Annotated in this window: 14 protein-coding genes; all 14 read left to right on the top strand. The window is 35.3% G+C overall.

Features of this window, described 5'->3' with window-relative positions:
• The first annotated feature begins 172 nt into the window (after nt 1–172).
• The 14 genes from O99_RS00440 (at nt 173) to O99_RS00375 (ending at nt 14,040) form a co-directional block, all read left to right on the top strand.
• Nucleotides 173–2,032 carry a DNA polymerase III subunit gamma/tau gene (locus O99_RS00440; RefSeq protein WP_235692213.1) on the top strand — a complete coding sequence of 620 codons (1,860 nt, stop codon included), beginning with the start codon at nt 173–175 and terminating at the stop codon, nt 2,030–2,032.
• A gap of 14 nt (nt 2,033–2,046) precedes the next feature.
• Nucleotides 2,047–2,370 (top strand): YbaB/EbfC family nucleoid-associated protein, encoded by a 324-nt coding sequence (locus tag O99_RS06940; protein WP_035005618.1) that lies wholly within the window; start codon nt 2,047–2,049, stop codon nt 2,368–2,370.
• A gap of 36 nt (nt 2,371–2,406) precedes the next feature.
• On the top strand, nt 2,407–3,012 hold the full coding sequence (recR, locus tag O99_RS06935; protein WP_035005616.1) for a recombination mediator RecR: 606 nt from the start codon (nt 2,407–2,409) through the stop codon (nt 3,010–3,012).
• Between the two features lie 122 nt (nt 3,013–3,134).
• On the top strand, nt 3,135–4,136 hold the full coding sequence (locus O99_RS00425) for a YeiH family protein (RefSeq protein ID WP_035005614.1): 1,002 nt from the start codon (nt 3,135–3,137) through the stop codon (nt 4,134–4,136).
• A gap of 241 nt (nt 4,137–4,377) precedes the next feature.
• Nucleotides 4,378–5,061 (top strand): tRNA (adenosine(37)-N6)-threonylcarbamoyltransferase complex dimerization subunit type 1 TsaB, encoded by a 684-nt coding sequence (tsaB, locus tag O99_RS00420; protein ID WP_035005613.1) that lies wholly within the window; start codon nt 4,378–4,380, stop codon nt 5,059–5,061.
• Entirely contained in the window at nt 5,061–5,552 is a 492-nt protein-coding gene (rimI, locus tag O99_RS00415) for a ribosomal protein S18-alanine N-acetyltransferase (protein WP_035005611.1), read from the top strand. The genes tsaB and rimI overlap by 1 nt, the downstream gene beginning before the upstream one ends.
• Before the next feature lie 31 nt (nt 5,553–5,583).
• Nucleotides 5,584–6,966: a tRNA (N6-isopentenyl adenosine(37)-C2)-methylthiotransferase MiaB gene (miaB, locus tag O99_RS00410; protein ID WP_035005610.1), complete on the top strand. Its 1,383-nt coding sequence runs from the start codon at nt 5,584–5,586 to the stop codon at nt 6,964–6,966.
• A gap of 112 nt (nt 6,967–7,078) precedes the next feature.
• The gene (locus tag O99_RS00405) at nt 7,079–8,203 is read left to right on the top strand and encodes a PhoH family protein (RefSeq protein ID WP_035005608.1); all 1,125 of its coding nucleotides are present in this window, start codon (nt 7,079–7,081) and stop codon (nt 8,201–8,203) included.
• Entirely contained in the window at nt 8,200–8,676 is a 477-nt protein-coding gene (gene ybeY, locus O99_RS00400) for an rRNA maturation RNase YbeY (RefSeq protein WP_035005607.1), read from the top strand. The genes O99_RS00405 and ybeY overlap by 4 nt, the downstream gene beginning before the upstream one ends.
• A 101-nt stretch (nt 8,677–8,777) precedes the next feature.
• A complete protein-coding gene (locus O99_RS00395) occupies nt 8,778–9,800 on the top strand; it encodes a hemolysin family protein (protein WP_035005605.1) in 1,023 nt (340 codons plus the stop codon).
• 3 nt (nt 9,801–9,803) lie between these two features.
• Nucleotides 9,804–11,399: an apolipoprotein N-acyltransferase gene (gene lnt, locus O99_RS00390; RefSeq protein ID WP_035005603.1), complete on the top strand. Its 1,596-nt coding sequence runs from the start codon at nt 9,804–9,806 to the stop codon at nt 11,397–11,399.
• Between the two features lie 144 nt (nt 11,400–11,543).
• A complete protein-coding gene (locus tag O99_RS00385) occupies nt 11,544–11,957 on the top strand; it encodes a helix-turn-helix domain-containing protein (RefSeq protein ID WP_035005602.1) in 414 nt (137 codons plus the stop codon).
• Between the two features lie 116 nt (nt 11,958–12,073).
• A complete protein-coding gene (metK, locus tag O99_RS00380; RefSeq protein WP_035005600.1) occupies nt 12,074–13,342 on the top strand; it encodes a methionine adenosyltransferase in 1,269 nt (422 codons plus the stop codon).
• On the top strand, nt 13,339–14,040 hold the full coding sequence (locus O99_RS00375; protein ID WP_035005598.1) for a tRNA (guanine(46)-N(7))-methyltransferase TrmB: 702 nt from the start codon (nt 13,339–13,341) through the stop codon (nt 14,038–14,040). The genes metK and O99_RS00375 overlap by 4 nt, the downstream gene beginning before the upstream one ends.
• The last annotated feature ends 116 nt before the right edge of the window (nt 14,041–14,156 follow it).

Raw genomic sequence — 14,156 nt, 5'->3', positions numbered from 1 at the left:
GAGAAATTTTGAGCTCTCTTAAATTCAAAAAATTTTAGTCTTAAAATAAACTCATTAAAAAACTCTCTTAATATTTAAAGAGATTTCTGTTAATCTACCTCTTTTTATTATTGAGTCTTTATCAAAAAGAGCTTCAAAATTGGAACAATTAATAGAAAATACGCCAGCAACAATGGCCTATCGCGTTCTTGCTCGCAAATATCGACCTCAAAACTTCTCTGACCTAATTGGCCAAGAAGCAATAGTGTGTACTCTCAATAATGCCTTTAAAACAGGACGTATTGCACAAGCATGGATGTTAACGGGGATTCGTGGAGTAGGAAAAACCACAACAGCACGTATTTTAGCTCGAGCTCTTAACTACAAAACCAAAGATATTGATCAACCAACCACCCTATTCGATACACTTGGTGAGCATTGCGCACAAATTATTGAAGGTCGCCATATAGATGTTATAGAAATGGATGCTGCTTCGCATACTGGTATTGACGATATTCGTGAAATTATTGAACAAATCCGTTACCGCCCCGTTTCTGCACGTTATAAAATATATATTATTGACGAAGTTCATATGCTCTCAACACAAGCATTTAATGGTCTATTAAAAACACTTGAAGAACCTCCTCCACATGTGAAATTTATTTTTGCAACGACAGAAATCCGTAAAGTTCCTATTACAATTCTTTCACGCTGTCAGCGTTTTAATCTGCAGCGTATTGAAACAACTGTTTTGGTCACTCATTTACGCAAAGTTGCTCAACTGGAAAAAGTTGAAGCGCAAGATCAAGCGTTATTCATGATTGCCCGTGCGGCAGAAGGATCTGTCCGTGATGCGTTATCTATTTTTGATCAAGCAATTGCTTATGGTAATGGTAAAGTTGATGCCACTGCAGTAAGCCTCATGTTAGGATTAACGGATCAATCTCGCATTATTGATCTCTTTGAATCCCTTATGAAAGGAAATATTGTTAATGCATTGCACGAATTACGCAATCAGTACAATAGAGGTGCAGATCCTTTTGTTATACTAACAGAACTAGCTGATTTTAATCATCTAATTACACGATTACGTTTGACACCAGAAATAATAGAGAATTTATCACTTACAGAAGAGGAACGCTCAAGAAGCTTAAATTTTTCACAAAAACTTTCTATTCGTGTTCTTTCACGCAGTTGGCAAATGCTTCTCAAAGGCCTACAGGAAGTCAATCAAGCTCCCCATCCTATTCAAGCTGCCGAAATGTTATTGATTCGTCTTGCCCACATTGCTGATTTACCAACTCTTGACGAAGCTTTAACAAAACTCACACAGGAAAAAAAAACACCTATAATTGTTGAAAATCATTCTTCTCAAGAATCAATAAATGAAAGCAATCTTATAAAAACAGAAGTTGCACATAGTTACACTTCCTCTCCAATTTCAGATACACTGCAAAACCAATCTAGTTGCTCTCCCGAATATATAAAGATTAAAACTTCTGAAAAGATCGATTTTTGTAATAAGATTGAAACTCGCGAAAATGTTCAAACGAATCAACTTAATAAAAATATAATCAATTCATCTCAAATTGACCCCCAATTAGACACAAAAGCTACAAAAGAAAAAATCATCATAGATTCTTTGCAAGATATTGTTGATCTAGCTGACCAGCATAATGAAATACATTTCAAATTATTGATCAAAGAATTCGTTCATCCTGTTTCTTTTGAACCGCAGCACATAACATTAAGACTCGCTGAAGAAGCCCCACGCTCCCTTGAACGTGATATAAAAAAAATGCTGTACCAATGGACTGGAAAACACTGGAATATAACTCTTGTCAATGAAGGAGGAAAACCGACTCTACAAGAAGAAAGTGTTGCTATACAAAAATCTCTTTTTGCCGATGCACAAACGGACCCTGATATTGCAAAAATCCTCAATACTTTCCCAGGAGCAAAAATCATTGATATTCGCTTCAATAAAAAAGAAAATGATCTTGATTTAATCCCTAATATCTTTGACACTGATAACAATACAAATGATGAATAAGGAAACTCATCCCTATGCGTGATATGATGAATATAATGAAAAAAGCCAAAGAAATGCAAACAAAAATGCAGCAAATGCAAAGTGAATTGGCCAATCTGCAAGCAACTGGTATAGCAGGTGGAGGTCTTGTCAAAATCACTCTTAATGGTCAAAATACTATATCAGCCATAAACATTGATACTTCATTGATGAATCCTAAAGACGTAGAAATTCTTGAAGATCTTATGATAGCTGCCTATACTGACGCTAAAAGTAAAATTGATGTAATTATTGAAGAAAAAACTAAAAGCGTGACTGCAGGAATGCCAATCCCACCAGGTTTTCAATTTCCGTTTTGATAAACAAATTATATTTTAATCTCTTGGTATAATAGTATGTCTAAACATATTGCAGGCCCCGAAATTGAACACCTTATTCAGCTTTTAGCACGGATACCAGGTCTCGGACCACGTTCAGCACGTCGTGCCGCTCTCTATCTCATCAAGAAAAAAGAAACTCTGTTAGAACCTCTAGGATCTGCAATACAAGAAACTGCAAATAAAGTTCGAATTTGTTCTGTTTGTGGTAATGTAGACACAACAAATCCCTGTTCAATTTGTACAGATCCTCACCGTGATGAATCAATAATCATTGTTGTTGAAGATATTTCTGATCTCTGGGCTCTTGAACGTGCAAAATTTTTATCAGCACGTTATCATGTCTTAGGTGGACGACTGTCTCCTTTAGATGGCATAGGACCTGATGAACTAAACATCGCCTCTTTAATCAACCGCGTTACTAATAATTCAATTACAGAGATCATCTTAGCCGTTAATGCTACAGTTGAAGGACAAACGACAGCTCACTATATTACCGATCAACTTTCCCAGTTTTCCATTAAAATCACCCGCCTTGCCCATGGAGTACCAGTAGGTGGTGAACTAGATTATCTCGATGACGGAACGTTAGCTGCTGCTTTACAAGCAAGAACTAATTTTTGAAATTATTTCTCGGTCGTTTTTTAATAATCCCTAAATTTTATGATAGAAGGATCTTAAAGGCCAATATTTTGTATAATGCGCGGCAGGGGAACTTCTAAAATGCCAAAAAAAATTTATCTTTTATAGTCAATTTAGGACCAGGAATTTTAATCTGTGCGCTTATATCGGCATCCTCTTATGGTTTAGAAATTATAGAAAAAAAACTTCTTGCAGAAGCATGGATTGAAACTCTTGTTTTAGCGATTTTATTAGGCTCTATTGTCCGTAGTTGTTCTTCTCTTCCAGAATATTTTGATAAAGGTATAAATTTTTGCGCAAAAATACTTTTGGAAATCGCTATTGTTCTTCTAGGTGCAAGCGTTAGTGTCCACACAGTACTTTCCGCCGGTTGGACTTTACTTGTTGGTATTATAGTTATTGTATTTCTTACTATTTTTATCAGTTTTATTATTGGACGATTTTATGGACTTTCTAAAAATTTAGCCATGCTTGTCGCTTGTGGTAATGCTATCTGTGATAATTCAGCTATTGTAGCCACTGCGCCTGTTATTAATGCAAAAAGTGAAGAAGTGGCTGCATCAATTGCATTTGCTGCTCTCCTAGGAGCTATTATTATTTTCATTCTGCCTTCTCTACAACCTCTCTTTAATTTATCATTTAATCAATATGGTATATTAGCAGGTATGACCGTTTATGCTGTTCCACAGGTTTTAGCAGCAACAACATCTGTATCTTTTGTGAGTGTTCAAATAGCAACTCTTGTTAAATTAGTGCGAGTTTTAATGTTAGGTCCGATCATTTTTACTCTAGCAATCATTTACCCTCGGCCAGGACATCATCTACGTTTACATAATTTCATTCCATGGTTTATCATTGGCTTTATTATCATGATGCTTATACGCTCAGCAGAACTTATTCCTACAACTGCTCTTACTCCTATCAACTTTATTACTCAACTTTTCACTATTATTTCAATGGCAGGATTAGGATTAAGTGTTGATATTCGTTCATTAAAAAAAGCAGGATGGCGCGTGATATGTGCTTCAATCACCTCTATATTTTTCCTTAGTGTCTTCAGTAGTCTTATGATAAAACTTTTTAATTTTGATCGCATAACATTTTAAAAAATTTACATCGAATACTTCACTTTCTTAAATATAGCTTACAGAACAACGTAAAATATTGAACCTATTTCACATGTATTGTCTTTCTGTGATAAAAGATACGCTATGCTCAAATACAGCTCAAAACAATTATATATCCTACTGATCTCATTATTTTTTAATATTTCACTAGAGATAAAGAAAATTTTTAAAAATCAAAACTTATCTTTTATTTATTACTATATTCCGCTAAAAAGCATTTATGCTTATTCTTGCTATAGATACTGCTTCAACTTATTGTGCTGTCGCACTTGTTCAACATAAATCTGTTATCGCACGCATCAGTCAATGTATTGGCAAAGGTCATGCTGAGAAACTCATTGGTCAAATCGAACAGCTAACTCATCAAGCAAATATTAAGCTTGATCAGATTAATCGCATTGCCGTCAATATTGGACCGGGATCATTTACAGGTATACGTGTAGGCATTGCTACAGCAAAAGCTTTGGCCTTAGCATTAGAAATTCCAGTTATTGGAGTCAGCTCACTTGAAGCATTAGCTGCACAAGTAGCTAATAAACATATCACATCAATCATTACTGTTGTTATTGAAGCCGGTAGAGGAATGTTCTATCATCAAAATTTCAACAAAAATCTTATAGCTTTAAGCATGCCCAGCCTAAAAACTCCTGAAAATATTATCGCAGATCTATCCGAACACACTATGCTTACTGGCCCAGCTGCTGAAATTATTACTCTCTATATTAAAAACAATACAATGAGCAAAAAAATTATACTGGATTCCATTCCATGTGATGCTGCAGACGTTTTAACTTATGCATACCTAGCTGCAAATAAACAGCCCCCAATACCACCGCATCCCCTCTACTTACGCGATGCTGATGCAAAACAACAAACTGATTTTGCTTTACCACGAAAACAATAATGGCTAAATCTTTGTTGACAAAAAAAAATTTTATAATCGCACCATTAAGCTCTAAAGATAGTATTTTTCTTCATCAAATTCATAAAAATTGTTTTTCTATAGCGTGGACACAACAAACATTTGAGACTTTTTTAAAAGATCATTCTATCTTTGGCTATAAAGCCCATCTCATTGGACAATCTCATCAAATTTTAGGATTTTGTCTCTGCCGTCTTATTCTTGGTGAAGCAGAAATTATAACGATTGCAGTTGATTCTAATAACCGTCAACAAAAAATTGGTCATTTTCTTATTGATAACATATTTCGCCACCTTCGTCGTAAACGTGCAACGAAACTTTTTCTAGAAGTAGAAGAAACCAATCTTCCTGCCTTAGCCCTTTATAAACGATTTAAATTTCAAAAGATTGCTAAACGCCCAGCCTACTATCAATCACACAATGGACTCATAGATGCAATCATCATGCAAAAAACTTTCAAGCAAATAGATTGAGATTTAAAAAAAAAACGTTTAGAAACGCAATATGGATCATCGTACAAATTCTAAAAATATACTTCCCAGTGGCCCCAAAAAAGTTTTTATTAAAACTTATGGATGCCAAATGAATGTTTATGATAGCCAGCGAATGAATGATAGTTTAAGTGCTCAAGGTTATATTGCCACACAAACACCAAATGATGCAGACCTTATTCTGATTAATACCTGTCATATTCGAGAAAAAGCAGCAGAAAAACTTTACTCTGATCTTGGTCGCTTACAAATAATACGTCAAGGACGTACACATGATAAACCTTTGATGATCGGTGTTACAGGTTGTGTTGCGCAAGCCGAAGGCAATGAAATCTTGCGACGTGCACCAACCGTAGATTTTATCATTGGACCACAAATGTATCATCGGCTACCGGAACTATTAAAACAAGTCAAACAAGGAAAAAAAGTTATTGAAACAGATTATGCCGTTGAAGATAAATTTTCTCATTTACCACCTCATAACAAACAAGCTGTTCGACAAAGAGGCATTAGTGCATTTTTAACAGTGCAAGAAGGTTGCGATAAATTTTGTACCTTTTGCGTTGTTCCCTATACACGGGGAGCAGAAATATCCCGATCCGTTAAGCAAATCACAGCTGAAGCGTACCAACTTATTGAAGCAGGTGTAAAAGAAATTACACTTCTTGGGCAAAATGTAAACGCATGGCATGGACAGAGTATCGATGGAAAAACTTGGCGCCTTGGAGATCTTCTCCATCACCTAGCTAAAATTGATGGTTTAAAACGATTACGTTATACAACAAGTCATCCACGCGATATGGATGACAGTCTTATTGCTGCACATCGAGATCTTGATATACTTATGCCTTATCTGCATCTTCCTGTTCAATCAGGTTCAGATCGTATCCTGAAAGCAATGAATAGACAACATAAAAGTATTCATTATCTTAATCTCATCGATAAGATCCGTGCTGCAAGGCCTGATATTGCTTTTTCAGGCGACTTCATTGTAGGATTCCCGGGTGAAACTGACGAAGATTTTGAAGAAACTATCAAGCTTATTCAACAAGTAGGCTATAGTTCGGCTTATTCTTTTAAATATTCACCTCGACCTGGTACAGTCGGTGCAACAATGAAAAATCACGTTGATGAAACGGTCAAAAATGCTCGCCTCCAGCATTTACAAGCCATTCTTCTCGACCAACAGCATACATTCTTACACTCTAAAATTGGTCAAACAACCGATGTTCTTATTGAAAAAATTGGTCGTCACTCTGGGCAAATGATAGGACGCTCCCCTTGGCTTTTACCTGTTGTCGTAAATACACAAGCCTCTATTGGAACTATTATGAAAATTCGTATTACAAATGCAAGCTCTAATAGTTTCATCGGTGAAAAAACCGACATATATTAATATTAAAGAAATTTCATAGTTCTATTTAAAAATATAATCTTAAAAAGCTATTTCACTTTTAAAGATAAGTGCTTATATTAAAGCTATGATATAAACAGATAAGGAGTAAGGGTTGAAAGCATCAACCAAAAAATCGAAGCAAAGTCCAAAGATAAAAGGTATTCCCTCTCAAAATACAAATATCTTTAAAAAAGCTAATACAGTCAATACTAACCATGTTGTTTTAACATTTGAAAACAACAATACTGCAAAAATAGTTTTTGGTAAATTTGATGAAAATCTTGCTTATCTTGAAAAAAAACTCAAGCTTGATATCCGTCCACACGGTAACAAAATTTTAATTTATGGAGCAGCTATTGCCGTACAACAAGCACACTATGTATTAGATCAGCTTTATCAAAAAGCAAAAACACATCCAGAGCTTACTCTATCAGATATGGAAAGTGCAATCGCTATGGCAAATTTGCCCGATGAACAACAAGAAAAACTTCAAATAACTCAACCTTCTGCACAACATACACTAGCACAACTTAATACCCATAAAAAAACAATTTATGCTCGTACTTTAACACAAGACGTTTATATGCGTGCCATGGAACATGCTGAACTTATTTTTGGAATAGGTCCAGCAGGCACTGGAAAAACATATCTTGCCGTTGCTCATGCTGTCATGCTTCTTAAATATGGTATCATTGAACGAATTATTCTCTCACGTCCAGCCATTGAGGCTGGAGAACATCTTGGCTTCCTTCCCGGTAATCTTAAAGAAAAAGTTGATCCCTATTTACGTCCCCTTTACGATGCTCTGTATGATATGATAACTGCTGAAAAAGTAGAACGCATTTTAACCTCTGGAGTTATAGAAATCGCTCCTCTAGCGTTCATGCGTGGTCGAACACTTGCTCATTCAGCAATAATCCTCGATGAAGCACAAAATACTACACCTATGCAGATGAAAATGTTCCTTACACGCCTTGGAGAAGGATCACGGATGATTATAACGGGTGATTTAAGCCAAATTGACTTGCCTGCAGGACAAAAATCAGGTTTAGTGGAAGCAATTCGCATCCTTTCAGATATAGAAAATATTAAAATTATCCATTTTAATGAAAAAGATGTTGTACGGCACCCTCTTGTTTCCACCATCATTCAAGCTTATGATCGTGATTCTATTGAACAAAAAAAGCAATACAACTCACAGGCTTTCCGTAAAAAAAATGAGTGCAATTTCTCATGATTTCTATTGATATAACTATTGAAAGTGCTAAATGGAATAATGAGAAAATGCTTTATAATATCACTGAAAAAGCTCTAGTTACCACATTGCAGCATTTATCATTAAATGAAATAACAAGTGAGCTCAGCCTGCTTTTTACAGATGATACGCATATGGCGCAAATTAACGCACGATGGCGTAATCACAATAAACCCACAAATGTTTTATCCTTTCCTGCTTTTCCTCTTAAAGCTGGACAAAATCCTAAGCTTATGCTTGGTGATATCGTTATTGCGCAAGAAACTGTTATGCGAGAAGCAGAAGAAGAAAAAAAATCATTTCAGGATCACTTAACGCATATAATCATTCACGGTATCCTTCACCTTCTTGGTTATGATCATGAAACAAATGATGAAGCTAATCAAATGGAAAAACTAGAAAAAGAAATACTTCAAAAGCTAACTATAAAAGATCCCTATACTAAGTTGTTATAAAATGATAAAAGTTAAACTTAAGGTTAGGTTTACAAATAATAAAATTTAAAATAATTGGTGCAGCTATTATAATTGAGAAAGTTTAGAAAATTTTTAAAGCTATGGCGGATAAAATTAATACAAAAAATAATACTCAAATATCTTCTAATCCTGAAGAATATTCTCTACAAAAAACAAGCTATACAAAGAAAAATTCATTGCTAAGCTCTCTATTTTCATTTTTACGTAGACGCAACCATACATCACTACGTGATGGTCTTACTAATGTACTTGCTACTGATAACGAAAAGGAAACAACTCTTTTTTCTCCTGAAGAACGCACTATGCTTCATAATATTTTATGCCTACGAGAAGCACGTGTTGATAATATTATGATTCCGCGTTCCGAAATAGAAGCATTGGAAATCAATACTCCTCTCGGCGAAGCTCTTAAATTTTTTGCAAAAATTGGACATTCACGCATACCTGTATACGCTGAAACATTAGATGATCCACGAGGTATGATTCACATCCACGATATCCTCAATTATATAACCTCTTTTATTACCAGCTCTACTCGAAATGAACAAAAATATGACTCTCTACAACTGAATCATAAAGATTTACAACACCCTATCGGTGAACTAGACCTTATTAGAACAGTTCTCTTTGTACCTCGTTCTATGCTCGCAAGCAAATTATTAACACGTATGCAAACCACACGAACACAAATGGCTTTAGTGATCGATGAATATGGTGGTACAGATGGTTTGGTGTCTATGGAAGATATTGTCGAATTGGTTGTTGGAGATATTGAAGATGAACATGATAATATTGATAACGCTATCATACGCCAACCTGATAATAAATGGTTGGTTGATGCAAAGACTGAATTAAAAGATTTGGAAAAAGCTCTTGGTCCTGATTTTGTCGTGGGAGAATACGGAGATGAAGTGGATACCATTGGTGGTTTAATCTTTTCCATTCTTGATCGCATCCCTTCAAAAGGTGAAATTATTGAAACTGTACCAGGTTATCGTTTCCGTATTTTAGAAGCTGATAAACGTCGAATTAAACGATTATGCATTTTTCGTATCTCAGAAAATGAAAATCTTAAGGAACAACAATCTTATAAGGATAGCTAATTATTGTTAAAGAATCTCAACCTTCTCCTGCTTTCCATCACTGGTTGGAAACAGCAAATATGTGTTTTTTTATGCGGTGCTTTAACGTCTTTTGCACTTCCCCCCTTTTATTTAACGCCCATTTGTTTTTTAACATTTCCTATTTTCATTATTTTTCTCGATAAAATCAATACTATCCACAACAACAAAAAACGTCTTTTAACAAATGCACTAGCCTTTGGAAATTTTGGCTTTGGTTATTTTTTTTGTAGCCTTTGGTGGTTAAGTAATGCATTATTAATAGATCCAATCTCTTTTGCTTGGGCATTACCATTCTCTATTTTTTGTCTTCCTGTTTATCTTTCTTTTTATTGGTTTTTTGCTGGTATAATTGTTTCCTTATTATGGACAAAAAACATAGCACGCTTCTTTGTATTAGCCTTCTCACTCGGATTAGCAGAGTGGTTACGTGCTATCCTATTGACGGGTTTTCCATGGAATGCTCTCGGTTATACAGCTATGCCAACCCCAATGTTTATGCAATCAGATATGATTGTAGGACTCTATGGAATGAATATCCTTGCTATTTTATGCTATAGTTTACCAACTGTTTTATTAACAAATGAAAAAAAAAATTCAGCGCTTTTACTTTGTTTTCTTCTTATATTAGCCCATAGTGGATTTGGATTTTATCGTTTGAAAACAGCACCGAATATAGCAGAGTACCGCAATAATAACCATTGGGTTCGTATTGTTCAACCCTCTATCCAACAAGCCACCAAAATGAACAATACGAAAAGAAACGATATATTTGCAGCTCATCTAAACTTAAGTATTAAAACAGCTATTAGCCAAAATCCAGAGCCTGATTTTATCATATGGCCAGAAGCTTCTCTTCCTTATATTCTTAGTAATACGCCTTCTATTCTTACAAAGCATATTGGTTCTTTTCTAAAACCCCAACAATGGGCTATTATCGGTGCCATCCGAACCGGTGATGCTTCCCCTCCTTATACCCAAATACAATATTTTAATACAATTGCAGTAATTGATGCCAAAGGTGATATTCTTCACATATCTGATAAACTTCATCTCGTCCCTTTTGGTGAATATCTTCCCTATCAAAATTTACTAAAAAAGGTAGGATTGCATGTTCTCGCTGACACCATTGATGGATATACTGCTGCCAATGTGCGAAGAACCGTTATGATGCCAAATGGTTTTTCTTATCTTCCACTTATTTGTTATGAAGCGATATTTCCTAATATAACGGCTTTTAAAGGTCCCCCCCCTCAAGCAATTATTAATATAACAAATGATGCATGGTTTGGTAAAACGCCTGGCCCATATCAACATTTTCAACAAGCGCAACTTCGTGCCATTGAATTGGGAATACCTCTTATTAGAGCAGCAAATAATGGAATATCAGCTGTTATTGATCCTTATGGAAGAATTGTTTCTTCCCTTGAATATAATATTATTGGCGCACTTGATGCACCGATCCCACAACCAATTACCACTATTTGGAACAATAAATACAGAACATTCTCTACTTTCATCTTATTCATTCTTATGCTATTGTATCGTATTAGTTTTGGTTCTACAAAACAGCTTGAATGATTGAGTACTTATGTACAATATCATGTTATGTGTACCAGTAACGTCAAGAAAAGTATTATATATCATCCTCATTTATAATAAACTAACCTCACATGCACCTAATGTTTGTTTAAAAACAAAGCGCTGAAAATAAAGAGTTGCATTATGACCAAAACTAGAAAAAAACCCGATCCAATGGATATTTATGTTGGAACCCGTATTCGTTTGCGTCGTAATATATTAGGTCTTACTCAAGAAAAACTCGGTGAAAAATTAGGTATTACTTTTCAACAAATTCAAAAATATGAAAAAGGAACAAATCGTGTTGGAGCAAGCCGCCTCCAAGCAATTGCAGAAATTATGGATGTTCCAGTTTCCTATTTTTTTGATAAAGGAATTGGTATACAATCTTTAGAAGGTTTTACGGAAAGTGATAATAATTTTATAGATTTTTGTTCTAGTAGTGAAGGCATTCAATTAATGCGTGCTTTTACCAATATATCTGATGCTAAAGTGCGCCGAAAAATTATTGATTTAGCGAAGGCTCTTTCTGAAGAAGATCATAACGATGAGATATAAAATTATATTCTTTTTTACATTATTATTGACGATTTGGCATAGGATTGGCAAATAAAGCAAATTTGAGTCTACCAAACATGAAATATTGACTTCCTTTTTTATTTGAGAGAGTTCCTATGCCGCATCAAAATTATTTTTTTACAAGTGAGTCGGTATCGGAAGGACATCCTGATAAAATTTGTGACCGTATTTCTGATGAAATCGTTGATATGGTTTACAGAGAATCTCACAAAGCCAAAACTAATCCATGGTTAATACGAGTTGCTTGTGAAACTTTAGTAAGTGTCAATCGTGTTGTCATAGCTGGTGAGGTACGTGTTCCCGATACACTCTTAAAAAAAGATAAAAACGGTCAATTTATACGCGATAAGGCTGGCTCTCTTATTGTTAACCCTACCCCTTTTCGTAAAGTTGTACGTCACGCCATTCGTGCTATTGGCTACGAACAAGAAGATTTTCATTGGAAAACCGTTAAAATTGATGTTCTTTTACGCCCTCAATCAGCTGATATCGCACAAGGAGTTGATCATGCCATTGATCGTCATGGTGAAGAAGGAGCAGGTGATCAAGGCATTATGTTTGGATATGCTTGCCGTGAAACACCAGATCTCATGCCTGCACCAATTTATTATGCACATAAGATTTTAGAACATCTTGCAATAGCCCGTCATAGAAAAGAGGGAGAAACTGGTAAATTAGGACCAGATGCTAAAAGCCAAATAACAATAGAATACAAAAATGGCAAACCTGCGGAAGTGACATCTATTGTCCTTTCAGTACAACACCTTGATGAAAGCTGGGATTCGAATAAAGTCCGTACAATTGTTGAACCCTATATTTTGCAAGCTTTACATGATATCCCAATCTCCAATCAATGCAGATGGTATATTAATCCAACAGGAAAATTTGTTATTGGTGGTCCTAAAAGTGATGCGGGATTAACAGGACGGAAAATTATTGTGGATACGTATGGTGGTGCCGCACCTCATGGTGGTGGGGCTTTTTCAGGTAAAGATACAACAAAAGTTGATCGTTCTGCAGCTTATGCTGCACGCTACCTAGCTAAAAATATTGTTGCAGCTGATTTAGCAGATCAATGCACTATTCAGCTCTCCTATGCAATTGGCATTGCAGAACCTTTGTCCATTTATCTTAACCTCCATGGAACAGGAAAAGTAGATGAAAGTGCTATTGAAGCCGCAATTCCAAAAATAATGGATTTATCACCAACAGGCATCCGAAAGCATCTTGATCTCAACAAACCTATTTACGCAAAAACAGCAGCTTATGGCCATTTTGGACGCAAACCAGAGCATGATGGTTCATTTTCTTGGGAAAAAACTGATTTAGTTGGACAACTTAAAAAAATGATTAAAATATCATGACTACACATAAAACGCGTATGAGTGAAGCTTTTTTTGGTCGCCGACGAGGAAAACAGCTACGAAACAATCAAATTACACTTATAAATACGCTTCTTCCTACTCTTAACATTGATTTAAGCAAACCTGCACCTTTAAAGTTAGTATCTTTATTCACCAATCCAGTGGAAGAAGTTCGACTTGAAATTGGCTTTGGTAGCGGAGAACATCTACTCCATGAAATGAAGCGTTTTCCACGCACTGGTTTTATCGGTATAGAACCTTTTATTAATGGAATGGCAAAAATATTATCATACACTGAAAAGCACAAAGAATATCAAAATCAACTTCGTCTTTATAACGATGATGCTACACATTTTCTTGATTGGTTACCAACAGAATCTCTTGATGGAATAGATTTATTTTATCCTGACCCATGGCCTAAAAAAAAGCATTGGAAACGACGGTTCATTAATGAAAAAAATCTAAACCGTTTTTCTCGAGTTCTTAAAGCCGGTAAAAAATTCCGCTTTGCTAGTGATATAGATGACTATATCAATTGGACGCTTTATCATTGTATTCAACACAATAGTTTTGAATGGCTCGCACAAAAACCTACAGACTGGAAAATTCCCTATCCACTATGGCCAAGCACCCGATATGAAGCCAAAGCCCTATGTGAAGGCAGAACACCCACTTACCTTACTTTTATTAAACAATAAAAGATAAAATGCTTTACTATAAATAACTTGTAAAATTCTCTGTTTAAGAGTATAAAGAGATAGATTTTCGGCCTTATGATGAGGAGTGGTCCAGTTGGAGCCACTCTTTTTTATTG

The sequence above is a fragment of the Bartonella rochalimae ATCC BAA-1498 genome (assembly GCF_000706645.1).
Taxonomy (GTDB): domain Bacteria; phylum Pseudomonadota; class Alphaproteobacteria; order Rhizobiales; family Rhizobiaceae; genus Bartonella; species Bartonella rochalimae.
This window is presented reverse-complemented; position numbering and strand designations above follow the sequence as displayed.

Bases quoted from the DNA above. Each gene is read 5' to 3' on its own strand.
- O99_RS00440 (WP_235692213.1), top strand. From the start codon at position 173: ATGGCCTATCGCGTTCTTGCTCGCAAATATCGACCTCAAAACTTCTCT.
- O99_RS06940 (WP_035005618.1), top strand. From the start codon at position 2,047: ATGCGTGATATGATGAATATAATGAAAAAAGCCAAAGAAATGCAAACA.
- recR (WP_035005616.1), top strand. From the start codon at position 2,407: ATGTCTAAACATATTGCAGGCCCCGAAATTGAACACCTTATTCAGCTT.
- tsaB (WP_035005613.1), top strand. From the start codon at position 4,378: ATGCTTATTCTTGCTATAGATACTGCTTCAACTTATTGTGCTGTCGCA.
- rimI (WP_035005611.1), top strand. From the start codon at position 5,061: ATGGCTAAATCTTTGTTGACAAAAAAAAATTTTATAATCGCACCATTA.
- miaB (WP_035005610.1), top strand. From the start codon at position 5,584: ATGGATCATCGTACAAATTCTAAAAATATACTTCCCAGTGGCCCCAAA.
- ybeY (WP_035005607.1), top strand. From the start codon at position 8,200: ATGATTTCTATTGATATAACTATTGAAAGTGCTAAATGGAATAATGAG.
- O99_RS00395 (WP_035005605.1), top strand. From the start codon at position 8,778: ATGGCGGATAAAATTAATACAAAAAATAATACTCAAATATCTTCTAAT.
- O99_RS00385 (WP_035005602.1), top strand. From the start codon at position 11,544: ATGACCAAAACTAGAAAAAAACCCGATCCAATGGATATTTATGTTGGA.
- metK (WP_035005600.1), top strand. From the start codon at position 12,074: ATGCCGCATCAAAATTATTTTTTTACAAGTGAGTCGGTATCGGAAGGA.
- O99_RS00375 (WP_035005598.1), top strand. From the start codon at position 13,339: ATGACTACACATAAAACGCGTATGAGTGAAGCTTTTTTTGGTCGCCGA.